The 18,633-nt window shown below is 75.7% G+C and carries 1 protein-coding gene; it reads left to right on the plus strand.

Features of this window, described 5'->3' with window-relative positions; translation table 11 throughout:
- Window positions 1–85: 85 nt before the first annotated feature.
- Window positions 86–18,568: a hypothetical protein gene (locus OG322_RS04720; RefSeq protein ID WP_329306082.1), complete on the plus strand. Its 18,483-nt coding sequence runs from the start codon at window positions 86–88 to the stop codon at window positions 18,566–18,568.
- The last annotated feature ends 65 nt before the right edge of the window (window positions 18,569–18,633 follow it).

An 18,633-nucleotide genomic window follows, 5' to 3' on the forward strand; every position in this document is an offset into this window, starting at 1 on the left:
GCCCCGGTCGCGGGGCCCGCCGGCCCCGCGACCGTCCTTGCCACGACGCCCGATCCCCCGCAGTACGCCCGAGGAGGGCGCTTCCATGTCTTCCGCGGAATCCGTACTCAACACCATCAAGCTTGAGGACATCTACGCCCTGGGCAACGCCTGGATTCAGCTCGGAGACGAGCTCCACGAGCGCCGGGTCGCCGCCAACGGGCATGTGGAGGGCATCGAGTGGAAGGGCGCGGCGGGCGACGCGGCCCGTCTCGCCTGGTCCGACGCGGCCGCCAAGAACCTCGACGACGCGATCGAGACCGCCTGGACCATCGGCCAGTCGATCAACCGCTACGCGGACAAGCTCCACGAGGCGGCGGAGGAGTACGCGAAGAAGCTCAACGCCATGATGTGGGCGGACATCCTCGGCGCGATCTTCAGCGCCGTCTTCTTCTACCTCGGGCCGCTCCTCGAAGGTGTGCTCGCCATGATCGGGCAGCTCATCGCCCGGCTCATCCCGGTGATCGCCTCGATGGTGGGGCGGCTCGGCCCCATCGGCAGCGCGGTGGTCGGCTCGATCGGCGGGGCCGTCATCGGCTCCGCCTCGGGCCTCGCCTTCGACCTCGGCATCGGCGCGGCGGGCGCGGCCATCGCGCACACGGACTACGACATCGATTGGGGCGCCGAGGCGCTGACCCTCGGCATCGGCGGCGGTTTCGGCGGCATCGCCGGAGGGCTCGGTGGCTACCACGGCGTCCCGAAGGGGATCACGCCCGACGGGGTACCGAAGGCGGGCAGCCCGCCGCCGCACTCGCCGCCGGTGACGAAGCCGGGCGGCTCGGACGGGTTCGCGCCCATCGGCGGGAGCGGCGGCAAGAACACCTTCACGCCGCCGCCCGCCCAGACCCGCCAAGGCGGCGACCACACCGTGCCCCTCCCCGGCGGCCCGGGGAAGGGCGAAGGCGCGCCCCCCGTCACGGGCGGCGTCTCCGCCAAGGAGAACCCCCCCACGAGCAGTGGCCCCGCGGGCGGCCGTCCGGGCGACGTCGGGATGCCGCCGCCCGCGCGCGGCGAGGGCTCCGGCACCCACACCTCCACCCCCACCGGGGCCCCGGTCCCGCTCAGCGGTGGGCCGAACCCGCAGGGCGGCTCGCACCCCACGCCGTCCGACCGACCCGCCGGTGGCGACGGTTCTGGTACGGCCCCGCCGCCCACCCCGGCACCGCAGTCGGGAAAGCCTCACACCGTCACGGCGGGCGAGACCCCCGGCAAGCCCGTCCCGGGCGCGCAGGGCGGCGGCGATCGCGCCGGTTCGGACGCGCCCCCGCGCGGGGAGGCCTCCCGCACCGGCTCCGCGACACCCAACCCGCCGGTACGGGGCGAGGGCCCGCGTACGGAGGCCGCGCCGAACCCGCCGGTGCGGGACCAGGGCGCGGGGTCGGTGCCGCCGCCCGCTCCGGAGTCGGGGAAGCCGCATGTGGCGGGTGGTTCGGAGACGCCGGGTCGGCCGGTTCCGGGGGGTCCAGGCGGGGATCGTGCGGAGTCGCAGGGGCCGCGTGGCGAGTCGGCGGCGCCGAATCCGCCCGTGCGGGACCAGGGTTCGCGGTCCACGCCGGTTCCTCATGGCGAGGCTCCCGACCAGACACCGCACGCCGGCACGCCCGCGCGGCCGGGGCCCGAGCGGTCCGAGGGGACGGACGCGGGCGGTCCCGTTCCGCACGGCGACGGCGGAAGGCGTACGGAGACGGGCGGTTCCGTGCCGCCCCCCGTGGGGGAACGGTCCGAGGGGCCCGGTTCGCGCGTCACCGACACGGGGAGCCGTGGCAGCGACGGGAACCAGGGGACGGGACGGCCGCCCGCGAGCGGGAATCCGGCCGAGGGCGTGACCGGTGGCGTACGGCCAGGGCCCGGCACGGATCACGTCGTGCCGCCCCCCGCCGGGCGTCCCGGTGGCGATCACGCCACCACGGGCGACCCGGCGCGGCAGCCCGCCGCGCCCGGCGGCACCCCGCGCGGCGGCGAGCAGCAGGGCGCGGTACCGCCGGGCGGCGGCGGGCGCGCCACGGACGGGCCCGGGACGGGCGATCACGCGGAGACGCCCGTACCCGGACAGCGGCCCGGATCGCCCGATGCGGCGGATACGCCCGCCCCCGGGCAGCGGCCCGGGACGGACGAGCACCCGCGGACGACCCCGCCGGGTGAGGAGCCCGGGTCCACCGCCCCCCGCCCCGGCGGCGGGCACGAGACGCACTCGGCCCCGCCCCCGGCGGGCGGCGGGCGGCGCCAGGACGGCTCCGGCGCGGACGGCGTCGACGGTTCCGAGACGACCGGGAAGGGCGGCGGTGGCCGAACCCCGATGCCGCGCGAGGAGCTGAAGGACTGGCAGAAGCGCTTCACGGACGCGGACGCCTCGGGCGACGCGCAGGCACAGCGCCGCGTCGAGGACGCGTACGACGCGCGCATGGACGAACTGGAGGGCGTCAAGAGCAAGCCGTCCCCGGACAGCCCCGAGGGCATCGTGAAGACTGCGGACGCGATGGAGAAGTACGCCCGCGACCACGGCGTAACCGCGCCCGAGGCGAAGCAGCTCGCCGACCAGTACGCGAAGGACAGCCTGTCGGGCGACCCGGGGGCCCGCCAGAAGGCGGTCGACAAGTACAACGAGACCGTGGGGGACGCCCGCCGCGACCAGCAGTTCAAGGAGTGGATCGGGGACCGGGCCGGGCGCGGGAAGGGCGCCGGCGGAGGCCGCGGGAAGATGTCGAACGAAGAGCTGAAGGACTGGCAGAAGCGCTTCGCCGGTGCGGAAGACTCCGGCGACAAGGACGCCGTGACCCAGGCGGAGCACGACTACGGCAAGCGCCTCGACGAACTGGACGAGGCGCTGCGCGGACCGGTCCCGGGCAGCCCCGATTGGATCGCCAGGCGCGCGGACGGCATGGAGAGGTACGCGCGGGACCAGGGCGTACCGGGCGAGGACGCGAAGCAACTCTCCGACCAGTGGGCGAAGGCAGCGGCCTCCGGCGACCCGGGGGCGCGCTCGAAGGCGGGCTCGGACTGGAACGAGGCCGTCACGGACGCGCGCCGCGACCAGTGGATCGACGCCTGGAACAAGGACCGGGCCAAGACCGGGGTCGGCAGCGGCGACCGCGTCCGCATGACGCCCGGCGAACGGAAGAACTGGTTCGACCGCTTCGAGGAGGCGGAATCCTCGGGCGACAAGGCCGCCCTGGCCCGCATCGAGCACGACCTCGACGCGCGCCTCGACGAACTGGGCCACTCGGCATACGTGCCGCACGACCTCGACACCTCCGCCTCGGCGGGCCCGGACGTCACGAGCGGCCCGAAGACCGGCGGCGAGGTGCCGGACGGCGTGGCGAAACCGGGGGCCCGCCCCAGCGGCACGCGGGACGGCGAGCACGGTTCGCGCGACACGCGTGCGGGCGGCGGTGACGGCTCGCGGGACACACGTGCCGGCGGCAGCGACGGCTCGCGCGACACACGTGCGGGGCGTGGCGGCGGCGAGGACGACCACCGCGACGGACGCGTCGGGCGCGACTCGGACCAGGACGAGCTGGGGGACGGCTCCTGGCGCTTCCTGGGCGGGGACGACAGCCTGGTCCCCGAGCAGCCGAAGAACGTGCAGGTCGCGACCGCGTACCCCGAGCCGTCGCGCCGCCCGGACCTGTGGAGCGCCATCAACGACAAGGGACGCGGCGATCTGTGGGACTCGATCAACGAGCACAAGGGCGTTGACGCGGACGGCGGCCCCGCCCCGGCCCGGGAGACCAGCCCGGCGGACACGGCACCGCCCGCCCGTACGAGCGACGACGCGGCCCCGGTCCCCGGAACGAAGGACGGCGACGACACCGCTCCGGTCCCGGTGACGAAGGACGGCGACACCGCCGCCGCGCCTCCCGTCCCGGAGCGTGAGGCGGGCGGTGACCGTACCGAGGGCGGCAGGCCCGCACCGGCCGTGGCGGAGGACACCCCGGCGCCCGCTCCCCAGCCCGGGAAGGGGACGGAGACGCCGCAGGCCCCGTCCGGACACCAGGTCTACGAGGGGCTGTTGCAGGATCAGGGGCTCCTCGGCGAGGGCCAGGGCGTGCCCCGCTGGAACCGCCACGGGGTCCACGAGTTCTCCCCCGAGGGGAACCTCCGCTCCGAGACCACGAGTCCGCAGCACGAGCGGGTCGCGCGGGTGACGCCTCAGCAGTGGGGCGAGGCGATGGAGCGCTTCGCCCGGGGCCAGGGCCTGAGCCCGCGTGAGGCGGCCCAGTGGGGTCAGGCGTACCGCGAGGCGCGCATGGACGGGGGCGAGTCGGCGTGGAGCCGCGTCGAGGACGGCGTGGCGAGTCGTCTCCTGGACCGCGAGATCGAGCATGGCGCGGCGCAGCGCACCCCGGAGCAGATGGGGCAGGGCGTACGGGATCACGCCCTGGATCGCGGCATGTCCCCGGAGGAGGCCGCCGACTGGGGCAAGCGCGCGGAGGACGCGTGGGCCCCGGACGGCGACCGTGGCGCGTTCCACGGAAAGTTCGAGAAGCGGCTCGAGGAGATCCAGGCGGCGAAGCAGCAGGGCGAGGGCAAGCGCGAGAACGCACCGGCACCGGACGGCACGCGCGAGACCACCACCACGACCAGGCCTCCGGCCCCCGAGCGCGACGTGCCCGGCGACCGGACCGAGAACACGAGGCCGGCTCCGGCGGCGGGCGAGGACGCGCCCGCTCCGGTGGCGGAGAAGGATACCCCGGCCCCCGTTCCCCAGCCGGTGAAGGAGCCGGAGACGTCGCAGGCTCCGGCCGGACACGAGGTCTACGAAGGGCTGTTGCAGGATCAGGGTCTCCTCGGCCGTGGCCAGGGCGTGCCGCGCTGGGACCGGCACGAGGTGCACGGACGAACCGGCGGGGCCAATCCCCTGGCCGGGACGGCGCAGCACCAGCGGGAGCGGGTCAACGAGATGACGCCCCAGCAGTGGGGCAAGGCCATGGAGCGCTTCGCCCGGGGCCAGGGCCTGAGCCCGCGTGAGGCGGCCCAGTGGGGTCAGGAGTACCGCGAGGCGCGCATGGACGGGGGCGAGTCGGCGTGGAGCCGCGTCGAGGACGGCGTGGCGAGTCGTCTCCTGGACCGCGAGATCGAGCATGGCGCGGCGCAGCGCACCCCGGAGCAGATGGGGCAGGGCGTACGGGATCACGCCCTGGATCGCGGCATGTCCCCGGAGGAGGCGGCCGACTGGGGCAAGCGCGCGGAGGACGCGTGGGCCCCGGACGGCGACCGTGGCGCGTTCCACGGAAAGTTCGAGAAGCGGCTCGAGGAGATCCAGGCGGCGAAGCAGCAGGGCGAGGGCAAGCGCGAGAACGCGCAGAACCCCGAGGTCACGGGGGAGAAGGACGCCGGTACGGAGGAACCGGGCAGCGTACCGCGCGGTGAGCACGAGAGCACCGACACGCCCGTCACGACCACGCCTCCCGCCCCCGACCGTGACGCGCCCGGCGGCCGGACCGAGAACACGAGGCCGGAACCGGCCGTGGCGGAGGACTCCCCTGCCCCTGCCCCTGCCGGGCACCAGATCTACGAGGGGCTGTTGCAGGATCAGGGGCTCCTCGGCCGTGGCCAGGGCGTGCCGCACTGGGACCGGCACGGGGTCCACGAGCTGACCGGCGACGGCAGGCCGTACGCCGGGTCCGGGGACCTCCAGCGCGAGCGGGTCGCGCGGGTGACGCCTCAGCAGTGGGGCGAGGCGATGGAGCGCTTCGCCCGGGGCCGGGGCCTCAGTCCGCGTGAGGCGGCCCAGTGGGGTCAGGCGTACCGCGAGGCGCGCATGGACGGGGGCGAGTCGGCGTGGAGCCGCGTCGAGGACGGCGTGGCGAGTCGTCTCCTGGACCGCGAGATCGACCAGCGCGTGGCACAACGGACCCCGGAGCAGTGGGGGCAGGGCGTACGGGACATCGGCCGGGATTCCGGGATGTCCCCGGAGGAGGCCGCCGACTGGGCCAAGCGAGCGGAGGCCGCCTGGAGTCCGGGTGGCGACCGTGGCGCGTTCCACGGGAAGTTCCAGGAGCGCGTTCAGGAGATCCAGGGGGCCACGCGGGCCGCACCGTCGGACCACGCCACGAACAGCGGCCCCGTACGCGACGAACCGGGCACCGGGGGACACGCGTCCCCGAAACCGGCCCCCGAGGAGGGCAAGACCACCCCGGACACGGTGGAGCCGACGTCTGAGGTGGGTAAGCCGGTGGGCGAGCTCGTGGAGCCGACTCCGGTGACGGGCAGGCCGGTTCCGGGCGCGCTGAAGCCGATTCCCGGCGATTCCGGGCAGATCCCTGCCCTGGTGGAGCAGACTCCCGACCCAGTGGAGCAGCCCCCCACCACGGCCACCCCCACCCCCGCACAGTCGTCCCGTGGGACGCGTTCCGTGCCGCCGGCTTCGGAGGAGGTGCGGTTCGCGCCGCTCGCTCCCGGGCAGGCGTCCTTGGACGACGCCGAGCCGCTCGGCCCGGTGATCAACGCGCGACCGAGGGGGGCTGCCGGGCAGACGCCGCCCGAGATCATCACCGACTGGGTGCGGCAGTCCGGCAGCTCCCGCCGCTCCGAACCGCTCCAGGCGGTGGACCTGGCCGTACGGGCCCTCGTCAACGGCTGGGGCGGCGAGCAGGAGGCCACGCACCGCACGCGGGTGCTCCAGGCGATCACGGCGTGGAAGGACTCCAAGAGCGGCAGGAGCGCGCGCGACAAGGCGATCGCGCGCCTCGGCCAGGCGGTCGTGGACCGGGGCAAGGCGCTGACCGCCGCCGCCCCCGCGACCCGGCGCTCGCTTCGGGACATGGGGCGGCCAAGCCCCCGGCCTCTGGTGCCGGTACCCCCGCACCAGCAGGAGGCCGAGGGCTACGGCCCCGCCCGGGGGTTCGAGGTGGAGGTCCACCTCATGCGGGTGCGACTGCCCCGGGGAGAGAGCCACCAGACGTACGACCAGATCGTGAACGTCCCCGGCCTGCTCGACATCACCCTCGACAAAGCGGGCGGCCAGCCGGTCCTGGAGATCGTCTCGGCCCCCACCCGCTCCCTGGTCCACGGCGCGCCCGATGGGCGGGCCGAGCCCGAGGCGGTGGCCAACGCCTTCCTCGACTCGCTCCACCGCATCACGCACGCCGCCGGCAGCACGCGCTTCCCGGGCATCTTCCCCGCGTCCCACGGGTACGTCGTCGACGACGACGCGGCGGAGCTGTGGCTCCAGGAGAACCCGTCCGCGCACATCCTCGTGCACCACACGGTGGCCGTCCCGCTCTCGGGCTTCGTGCCCCTCATCCGCCATGTGCGGGACCGGATGCGCCCCGCCGCCGGTGAGACGCTCGGCGCCGCGCACGCGGACAGCGACCGGGCGATCGCGTACGGGGAGAGGGGTGGCGAGCGATTCGCGCGCTGGATCGACGCACACCCCACACAGCGCGCGCAGGTCACCGCCTTCGACGCGCCGGACCTCGTCGGCGTGCTCACCCTCGGCTTCGCCCAGGTCGTAGCGGCGCTGCGGGGCAGCGCCGCTGGCGCGGACTACCCGAAGGACTGGACGGCCGCCACCTCGCGCGACTCCCTCTCCGCCGTCCGAGCCGGGCTCGGCCCCGTGCCGCGCGCCTTCCTGGAGGACCAGGCGGACGTCCTCGCGCAGGACTTCGTCGCGGCCGTCCCCTTCGACGGCGACCCGCTGGAGCAGCGTCTGCGGGACGTCGGCAGGGGACAGAGCGCCACGGTCGGGGAGTACCTGGACAACCTGCTCCTTGAGCACCCCGATCGCGTCGTGGACCAGTACGAGGCACTCGTCGTCCGTTCCAACTTCGACGCGCTGGACAGCAACCCGGACGAGGACGGACGGCCGCGCATCGTGCCGTCGGTGGTCCGCGTCGAGGTGCGGTCCTACGCGCCGGTCGATTCGCGGGACGTCGATGTCCTCACCCAGTCCGACGCGCTCGCCGAGGTCTCCCTGACCACGTACAACGAGGCGCGCGTCCGGCGTGGCCTGCCCCCTGTCGGCCCCGCCGTCCGCCCCGCGCCGCCCGCCCCGGTCCTCGACCGGCCCGCCCCGGCCACCGCCACGCCCGCCGCCCCGGTCACCGTGCCGCGCCCCGCGCCCGCCCGGCCCCGGCCCGCCGTGCCCGCGCCGGGCGCGGGGCTGCCGCCCGCGCTCGGCGCGCTCGCGGCGGAGCTGCCCCGCCTCCCAGCCGCGGAACGCGCCGCGCGGGTCGCCGCGCTCTCGCCGGGCGAGCGCGCCGCGCTCGTCGCCGACCCCGGTCTCGTACGGGAGATGCGCGAGACGCTGACCGGCGAGGAGTTCCGGCAGCTGGCGGCCGAATGGTTCGTCGTCGTGCCCGTGGGCGTCCACGAGCCCGCCGACTCGCGGGCCGAGGCCGAGCGCATCGTCGGGGAGATGACCGCAGACCCCGACATCGCCGAGGCGCTTCTCACCGGGGGCCGGCAGCTCCTCGTGGTGCCCCGTGACGTCCCGTTCAGCGGCCTTGAGGCATTCCACGGCCTTCAGGGCGCCCCCGGCCGTTCCCTCGGCACCGAGCGCGGCGGCTTCGCCAGGGGCTACGCGGGCGTGCCCGAGGAGAACCTGCTCGGCGAACCCGCCGCCGTCCACGGCGCGGGCACCTACGCGGACGGCTACTCCAGCGCCCGCCACGAGTGGGCGCACGCCGTCGAGTCCGTGCTCGACCCGGCGGACCAGCAGTGGATCAAGGACGTCTACGAGGCGAAGCGGGCCGCCGAGGCGGCCGGCGAGACCGTGCCCTGGCCCGACGGCCGCTTCCCCAACTACTCCTCCTCCGACGCGCACGAGTACTTCGCGCAGCTCACGACGGCCTACCACGCCGCGAACGCAGGGGTTGACGAGCTGTCCGGCTCCCGGCGCAACAACGGCGCGGACTGGGTGGAGCAGCACGACCCCGCGCTGCTGCCGCTGCTCCACCGGCTCTACGGGCCGGGGCGCCCGGCCGCGCGCGACGGGCTCGACAACCCCCTCGTGCTCACCGGCTTCCGGGCCTTCTGGGGCCGCGTGGAAGGCACCGCGGACACTTCCTCCACTCCCCTCGCCGAGCAGCCCGCCGCCGCGTCGCGCGAGGACGGAGCGGCGGACGTGCGCCGGGACGGGGCGCCGGGACAGGCCGGGCAGGGGACCCCCGGGGAGCGGACCGCGCCCGGCACCGGCGGGCAGCGGCTCGCCCCGCCCGCCGGGGAGGGCACCGCGACGCGCCCCGCCTTCGACCCCCGGCTCGTGGGTGTGCTGCGACGTGCCTTCGGTCCCGGCATCGAGCAGACCGGCCAGTTTTCCGGGCTGTACGGCGCCCTGCACATGCTCGTCGGGGCGTACGGGGCCACCCCGCGCTTCAGCGGCGTTCCGTTCGACCTGGACACAGTGACCCGTCACGTCCTGCGGACGGACCCGGCCGAGGACATCACCCCGCAGCGGCGCATGGAGCTGTTCCAGACGATCTCCAGCGCCGCCCGGGCCGGTTGGGCGGGCGGGCTCCCCGGGCTCGTCGCCTACCGCGTGCGGCGGATGGGGGCGCTGGGCCCCGCCTCGGTCCTCACCGACGCCTCCGGCAACTTCCTCGGCCGCAACCTCACCGGCCACGCCGGGCTGACGCTCGACGCCGGCCAGGTCCTGAGCCCCGGCGCGGACGGCAACCTGCGCTCCGCCCCCGCGCCTTGGCCGGGGAAGCCGCACGTCGTCGTCGCCGAGCGCGAGGAGGACACGGGCCGCGTCCGGGTGGCCGTCAACGGGGGCGGGACGGTCTCGCTCGACGAGGAGGAGTTCGCCGCGCTCGTCGCCCAGGACCCCGACCGGTCCCCCGAGGCGCCCGTCGCCGTGGGCGTCGGGCCCCGTCAGGGCGGTACGTCGGAGAGTCTGTCCCGGCTGATCGCGGACGGTACGGCCACCCGCGCCTGGGGCGTCACCCGCCCCTTCCGGCTCCAGCCGGCTCCCGGCGGGGCTCGCGTCTTCGCCTTCCCGCCGCCCGAGCCGGACGAGCAGCCCGTACCGGTCGGCTCGTGGTTCCCGAGCGACCCGGGCCTCGTACCGGCCGGGCCCGAGGGACGGGTGACGGCGAGCGACGGCTCCACGTACCCCGACTCGGACGTGCGCTCGTACCCCATCGTGACCTCGGACGGCCAGGAGCTCACCGGCCGTTCCTATCTCGACGAGGCCGACATCGCCCGCCGGGAGGAGGCGCTGCGGATGGTTTCCGAGATGACGCACTACTACAACGAGACCGAGGCGATTCCCGGCCTCTCCACCGCCCGGCGGGGCCCGTTGATGCTGCTGCCGCGCGGACTCGCGGACGCCTACGTCACCCTCGGGCACGGAGAGGGCGGCCGGGTCGTCCTGCCGATGCACAGCACCGGGCGCAACCACCAGGTCGCGCCCACGGAACTGGGCCGCGAGCTCCGCCGCCGCCCCAGCGTGCAGCGGCTGCGCCCGGAGGTGCCGCTGTGGCTCCTGTGGTGCGAGATCGCCATGGCGCGGCCCGGCTCGGACCCGCTCGTCCGCCCGGTGGCGGCGCAGGAGGTCTCCAACCAGACCCGGCGCCACGTAGTGGCCTCCGATGCGCTGGTCGCGCTCGACGAGGGCGACGAGCAGCACCCCGCGGGGCTCATCAAGACCGATGACCCCGACCGGCCCCGGTACGAGTGGCACCAGTTCCTGCCGGAACCCCTCGTGGACCGCCTCATCGCGCTCGCCGACCACGCCGGACTGCCCGGGGACGTGGCGCGGCGTACGACCCGGGTCCTGCGCTGGGTGCGCGCTCTGCGCCTGGCCTTCGGCTTCGACATCGACACGCGCGCCGATCGCCAGGAAGAATTTCTCGCCCTCATCTCGGACTTCGGCGCGCTGGAGCAGCAACGCCTGTGGCAGGGCGGCGCGGAGGGCGCCGAGCCGCTCACGTGGCGGGATCTGGAGGACCTTACGCAGGCCCACGCCCAGCAGTCGGGCCACACGGCGGGCCCGGTGACCGCCGGCACGCTGCACGGAATGCTCAGCGGGGCGGGCAACGGCACGCTGCGGCTCCCCGCACCGCGCGAAAGCGACGCGGTGCGCCAGGCGCCCCCGGCCCCGGGCGGCGCGACCCCCGGCCCCTCCTCCCGCGTCCTGCTCGCTCCGCCGACGCCCACCCCCACGGCTCCGGCCCCGGGACGGCAGGCGGCGCCCGGCCGCTCCCGCGTCGCCGAACTCGTCGGCAGGTACGAGGAGATGGCGCGGGCGTTCGACGACCACGAGCGGCGGGGCACACTGCCCGGACAGGAGCAGGAGACCCCCTCCCCCGCCTCCCTGGACGAGCACCGCGCTCCGGCTCCGGCAGAGGAAGTGCGTGCTCCGGTCCCCGTTCCGGCGGAGGAGGTGCGTGCTCCCGTGGCGGAGGTCCCCGTTTCCCCGGACGCCTACCTGGAGGAGCACGGCCTGACGCCGGTGCACATCCTGCCGGGCGGCGACACGCTCGCCCACCTGCTGACCGCCGCCGCCCCCGTCGAAACCGGCCGGCTCTCACGGGGCGAACGACCTGCCACACCCGGAGAGTTGCGCGAAAGGTTCGCGAGCGCGCTCGCCACCGAGTTCGCCGTGCCCCCGGCGGAACGCACGCTCGGGCTGCCCGCGGAAGGCCCCCGGCCCGGCACCCCGCTCCTCCCGGCCGGTGAGCCGGACGCCCTCGTCCAGGGCGTGCGGACCGGCCAGGGACCCGGCGCGTCCGACTGGCTGACCCTCGCGGTCGCCGCCCCCGTACTGAACCTGCGTCTCAGCGTGCTGCTGCCGGACGGCAGGACATGGACCGCCGGTCCGCGCGAGGGCCGCGCGGCGGTGCTGCTCCACCAGGAGAACCCCCCTCCGCACACCTCGCCCTGGCTCGCGACGGAGCCCGCCGACACCGCCGCCCAGGAGCCCGCGCGCACGGTCGCCGCCATGCCCCCCGTGCGTACGGCGGCGGCGCCCCCGCCCGGCCGTACGGCGCCCGAGGTCTTCTTCGGCGTCGAGACCCGCCCGGTCCGCGAGGACCCGCGCCCGGCCGAGACCGTCCCCACCCCGCCGCCCGCCCGCACGACGCTGCCCGAGCCCCGTACCGAAGCGGTCCCGCCCGTGGAGACCGGCACCACGACGGAGACGGTGGTCGACGACGAGACCACGACGGTGGTGCCGCCGGTCGAGGACGAGACCACGACGGTCGCGCCGCTCGTCGCGACGGAGACGGTGCCCGCCTTCTCGCCGTACATCCAGACCTACGGTGCGCGGCACGACGGCTCGGTCGGCTTCGTGGCCTACGAGGTGCCCTCCGACGAGGTCCTGCACGGCCTGCGCGAGCAGGTCATGGCCGCGCTCGGTGTCGAGACGGGAAGCCCGCACGAGGAGGCGGTGCGCGCCCATCTCGACCGCGTGCTCGACTCCACCGAGATCGCCGGGAACCTCCCGGCGTTCCGCGGCCCCCGGGGCCACCGCGTCACGGTGCCCGTCGGTGGCGTGGAACGCACGGTGGACGTGCGCCTGCGGCTGACCGGGCCCGGCCCCGACGCGCGCACCGGCGTCAGCCGGTCCCTGCCCCGTACGCGGCGCCTCGAGCGGCAGAGCGAGGGCATCCAGGCCCTCACATCGGCGCAGAACTCCGGCACCGCGCGCACCGTGTCCCTGCCCTACCTCGCGCTCCCCGAGGCCGCCTCGGGACCGCTGCGCTGGGTCTCCGTCACGGTGGCGCCCAGCCTGACGCTCCGGCAGCGCTCGCTCAACATCGGCGTCAGCGAGAGCCTTTCCGTCAAGATCCTCCAGCGCGCGGGCGACGACGCCCGTTCGGTACGGTTCGACGGGGCCTGGCAGGTCCGCGCGGACGCCGAACCGGCTGCCGCCGACGGCTGGGACACCGAACAGGTCCACGGCCCGCTGCACGTCTGGTTCCCCGGGAACCGGGTCGGCGCGGAAGGGGACGCCGCCGAACTGCCGCGCGCCGCCGGGCTCGACACCTTTCCCCTGTGGGGAGTCGAGGACATCCTCGACGCGGGCCTCCTGACACGACAGGTGCTCGACCACGAGGATCTTCCCGCGCAGCGCGACCTCGGTGCGGAGTCCCGGGCGGCTCTGGAGGACTTTCTGGACGAGCAGCTGACACGGGGCTCGCTGCACCTCCAGCGCGACCGGGGGGTCATGTCCCCGCTCCTCACAGACACCGACGGCACCGTCATCGGCTTCGTCCGCGTCCGCGCCGTCGTCACGCCCGGCACGCCCTACCACCGGACGGCCGACGGGGACAAGGCGCTGGAGGTCCGCTTCACGCACAGCTCCAGCACCGACCGCTCGGCCCGTGTCGTCAGCGGTGCCGGCCTCGGCGTCGCCATCGCCCCGATGTTCACCTCCCGGACGGAACAGGGTCACCCCGGTGCCGCCGACCACTGGGGCGGAAGGTTCCAGTTCAAGGGCGCGCCCTCCTGGCAGTCGGGCGACGCGCTGAACACCGGTGCCAAATCGGGCATGATGCACGGCCTCACCACCTCCAACGGTCAGCTGCTGACGCCCGCCGACCTGACGTACGAGGTGACGTTCGTCCGGGCGGGCGGCGGGACGCAGGGCCCGGTCCGGATCGGGCGCGGCGAGGAGAGCGTCCAGCTGCGGCTGCTGCCCCACGACATCGTCGCGGGGGCGGCGCCCACGGAGGAGCGGCGCGGGCTGCCGCCCCACCTCGACAGCCTCTCCGCCATCGGGTACACCGCCGTCCCCCTCTCACTCGAAGGGGCCGACGAGGTCTTCGACCGGGCCGAGGCGCGGTTGCGAGCCCTCCACTACCTGCCGCCGCTGGAGCACCAGCCCTGGGAGAGCCGTATCCAGGGGCGGCGCGCCCGCGCCCAGTTGGCGAACCTCCAGCGGTTCGAGCAGTTGCGCTCCGGCATCGGCCAGGCGACCGCGCTCCCGGACGGCGTCGAGGGCGGCAGGCCCATCTGGCTGGACCTGCCCGGCCTGACGGGCGGCAGCGCGCGCGTCGAACTGCGCATGACCATCACCCGGGACCGCACCCCGCGCGCCGGGGAGACCGGACCGCCCGCCGCGACGCACGAGCTGCGGCTGGCGGACGTCGAGACCGTCGCCACCGGCTCCCACGAGGCGCGCGGCACCCGCGAGCGGTCCACCGCGCTAGGTCTCGACCTCAGCATCGGCGGAGGCCCGCGCCAGCCCGCCGGCAACTGGTCGGTGGACTACCTCGCCGACGGCACTTACGCCCGTACGTGGGCGCGCTCCGCCACCGCGGGCTCCGCCGTCGCGAGCGAGCAGGCCAACACGAGCAAGAGCGGGGGGACGGAGATCTTCGCCGTGCCCGCCCGGCTCGCGCTCGACCTCTACCAGGGCACCTCGCAGGTGCCGGAGGCCCGCTTCGCCGAGCCCCCGGCGCCACCGCGCCCCGCGGCGGACACCGCCCCCCGGCCGGTGACCGCCGCCGGTACGGACACCGTCCCCGAGGTCCCGGACCTCGGGGACGTCCCGCCCGGCACCGGGATCTTCCCCCTCAGGGACCTCGCGCCGGGCACGGAGACCGCACCGCCCACGGACACCGAGCCCGGTACGGAGGACACCGACCCCGAGGCCGGGATCGTGCCTGCGCGGGGGGAGGCGCAGCCCGTCACGGCGCCCGTCGTGGTCCGGCTCGCCGTTTCGCACCACCGCACCCTGCCCCGCCCGGCGGACGCGGCGCCCGCAGAGGTCCCCGAGGCCCCGGGCTACACGATCCGCGCACCGCGCACCGGGACCGGCGCGGACAACGACCGCACGCTTCTCGGGCTCGTGGACGAGGAGGGGAACCCGCTGCCCGACGTCACCAAGCTCCTCGACGACTCCCACGCGGACCTCTTCCGGGCCGCGGAGGCGATCCAGGCCGCTCTGCGCCTCGTCGCCTCCGGCGACTACCCCGGTCGGCCGGACCGCGGCACCTTCGGCCAGTTGTCCGAGTGGGCCCGGCAGGCCGCCGCCCTGCCGGGCGTGCGCCCGGTGAGTGACCACCTGGTGGGCCAGGACCCGCGGGACAGGGGCACCTTCGCGAACGAGGCGGCCTTCCAGCAGACGCGGGTCGCCAGCCTCCTCGGCCGCGCGCACCAGATCCTCAACGGCGTCTACACCGTCGAGGGGATCGTCCTGCCGGGACTCGGCGCCGACCAGCACCTCGCCATGGACGTGGAGGGATACCTCCACCACCCCACGCGCGACGCCGAGTTCGCCACGCACGGCCAGAACGACGTGAACGCCACGGACCTCGCCGCCGAGCGACGTACGAAGAGCAGCTCCACCACCGGCGCCTTCGGGGTGACCGGCCTGCGGGGCGCGCCCAGGCCCACGCCCGAGGGCACCGTCGCCCGTATGGTCCGGGGCAACATCGCTGGTACGGGCTCCCGTACGCACCGCGGGGAGCACGTCGAGGACACGTCCTCCAGCAGCGCCACCGTGCGCGGCGGCACCGAGGGGGCCGCCCAGCACCTCATCACGGCCGACCTCACCCTCCTGCTCACCATCCGGCACGGCACGGCCAACGTCGTCGGCAACGCGGTCGGACTCGGCAGCGGGAGCGACATCACGCTCGCCATCGACGTGCCGCGCGCCGTCCAGTTCCGGCTCTACCCGGGGCAGCTCATCCGCGAGGCGCGGTGGTTCAGCGGGATCGAAGGGCTCGTCGTGCCGACGGCACCGCCATACACGGTGTCGCTCCCGGACGACTTCGTCCGCACGCGCGAGCCGGGATTCGGCGCCGTCCTCTCGGTCACCCAGCTCGACGACCCGGTCACCCGCCGCCCGAGCCGCAACCGTATGTGGCACGAGGTGACCCGGCTCGTGGAGCGCGTGGCATCCGGCGTCACCCGGCCCGGGAACATCGCCCACCTCTCCGGGGTCGCCGCCCTCGTCGCCGACCAGACCTCGCCGACGCGTCTGCGGACGCTGCCGACACGCGGTTCGGTCAGCCTGTGGTTCCGGTACGGGGCCCGCGCCGACGCCCACCTCGTCGAGGTGACGCTGCGCGCCGATCCCGAGGCGCAGACCCCGGGCCTGCGCGAGATCCAGGGCCGCCCCGCCGGGGAGAAGACGGGCGTGGAGCAGCAGAGCACGCACGCCCCGGACAACAGGATGGAGAGCGACACCGTCTCCCGCACCGTCACGGGGCTCCTCGACCTCGGGCTGCGCGACCCGCGTCCGGGCACGTCCCGCTACACGGACCGCTGGTCCCTGCTGCCTTCGGCCGTCCAGGGGCGCGCCCTCACCCGGCGCTCCGACCGCACCGCCGACGACCGCTTCTGGCAGCGCTCCGACAACGTCGCGGACTTCGACCGCGTCGGCTACCGCTTCACCGTCTCGGTGCGCACCAGCCTCATCCCCGAATCGCTCTTCGACCTGGTCGGCGGCCTCCTGGGCCGGGGGCTCGCGTCGATGGCGGACCGGGGAGACCGCTACTGGCTCCCGGCCTTCCTGAGCGGCTTCTTCCACGGGGCACCCGCGCAGGAGGTGGTCGTCCCGGTCGACGTGGCGCTGCGCTTCGCAGGCTCCGACAGCGTCGCCCGGACCGACACGGGGCACACGGCGGACGGCGTCCGCGAGTGGACCCCGCTGTCCCCGCGGGTCAGGGAGAGCGACCCGCTGCTGCCCGCCGCCGACGAGGAGACCACCCCGGCCGGGGAGCGCACCCTGAGCGCGTACCCCCGGTTCGTGCCCACGAGCACCACGCCGCTGAGTCACTTCAACGCCTTCCCGGAGCTGGCCGAGGCGATCCGGGCGGTCTCGCCGGGCATCGAGGGGCACTGGGGCCTGACGGCCGACGCACACCCCGACGCGGGCAACGCGCGCCTGACCGACCTCGCGCAGTCCGGGCGCCCGGCGGCGCTGACCGGACCGGCCACGGCGGCCGGTCTCCACCCCCGGATGCCCGGCGGCTGGCCCGTCCTCAGCGGCACCGGATCGCCCGTCACCCTCCAGGTGACCGTGCACGACCCGCGCCTCTTCGCACCGGGGGCGGCGGACATCGCGGCGGACGGCGCCAGGACCCGTACGCGCGTCGCCGTGAGCACCGCCACCAACAGCCGGGGCCTGGAGCTCGGGCAGCGCTTCGCCCTCAGTGCCACGCCGCGCAACGACCATCTGACCGGCGCCGGTCAGCCCTTGCTCTCCGCGCAGCCCGCCACCCGGGGCAGCGACAGCTCGGTGACCACCGGGAGCCAGAACCGGGTCAAGAACGGCACGACCTCGGCGGGCGACACATACACGTACCTGGCGCACGCCGATGTCGTCGTCACCGTGACCGGCCCCGAGGGGGTCCGGTACGTGACGGGCAGTGCCACCGTGCGGGCCGGGGAGCGCGACCTGCTCGGCTACGGCGTCGTCACCGCTCCGTCCGTGCCCTGGGCGTACGACCTGCCCTCGGTGGTCCGCGAACGCCGGGCCGCCGACGACCGCGCGCGGCACGCCGCGCCGGACGAGGGGATGGCCCCCGCGCCCGCCCGGACCCCGGCGGACCCCGGCGCCTGGCGCACCGAGCCGGTCACCGAGCTGCCCGCCCTGCTCGCCTCCGGGATCGCCCCGGAGCAGGAGGCTGTGCAGTTCTGGCTCGACCTCGGCGCCGACCCGGACGCCTCCGCGCTCGCGCACGCGCTCTACGTGGGGACCCGCGTCGCCGCGATCTCCCACCGCCGCGTGGAGCTGGCCGTACGCGGCACCACGGGGCTGCGGTTCTGGCCCATCGAAGCCGACGGCTCCCTCGCGGACGTCACCCCGGCCACGAGCGGCGGCTGGGAGCAACTGCGCCGGGCCGTCGACGCGTACACCCGGGCGGTGGACCGGGAGGCCGCGGCCGTGGCGGCCCAGCAGCCGCTGGACGCACGCCTGCCGGACCTGCGCCAACAGGTCGCGGAGGCGGACGGGAACCGTCGGCAGCGGCAGCTCCGGATGGAGGAGGCGGAGGCGCTGCACACGGCCGCCCACGACACGCACACCGCCCTCGTCGCCGAGTGGAACACGCGACGGGAGGAACTGGAGCAGGCCGGACGCGACCGCACGGAGCGGAAGAACGAGGTGACCGCCGCGGAGCGCGACCTCGCGGCCGCCGACGAGGTCGTGCGCGCGGCGACGCGGGCCGTCGTCCCCGCACCTGACGGCACGCCCGCCCCGGAGTCGGCCGCGCACGCCCTCCAACGCGCCGAGGCCAGGCAGCGCGACGCGGTGCGCGCGCTCGGCGCCAGGGAGGAGGGGGAGCGGACCGCGCGGCGCGAGGTCGACCGGCTCACCACTGAGGTCGGCGGCCTGGACCACGCCCTCGCGAACGCCAAGCGCGTCATGGACGACAACCGGCAGGAACGCGACAGGGCCCGGGGCAGGCACCGGGACGCCGTCGCACGGTACGAGACCCGGGACGGCGAACGCGCGCAGGTGGAGGAGCGCTTGGAGGCCCTGCGCGGGGACCAGCAGGCCCACGCCCAGCAGGCACGCGACGCCTGGGCGAGCATGCCGGGCCCTGCCGGGCGGCTCAGCGCCGACCGCTGCGCCGAGCGGACCGGGGGCTCCGGCTTCCCGCTCACCTCGCGGCCGCGCGGGCGGTGAGCCGGGGCGGGCGGCCCCGGGGCCGGTGCGCCGCGCGGTCGGCACCCGGCGCGTCGCACGCGAAG

The organism is Streptomyces sp. NBC_01260, from assembly GCF_036226405.1.
Classification (GTDB): domain Bacteria; phylum Actinomycetota; class Actinomycetes; order Streptomycetales; family Streptomycetaceae; genus Streptomyces; species Streptomyces laculatispora.

What these genes read in the sequence shown, in the direction of transcription:
- OG322_RS04720 (WP_329306082.1), top strand. Translation starts at nt 86, where the DNA reads ATGTCTTCCGCGGAATCCGTACTCAACACCATCAAGCTTGAGGACATC.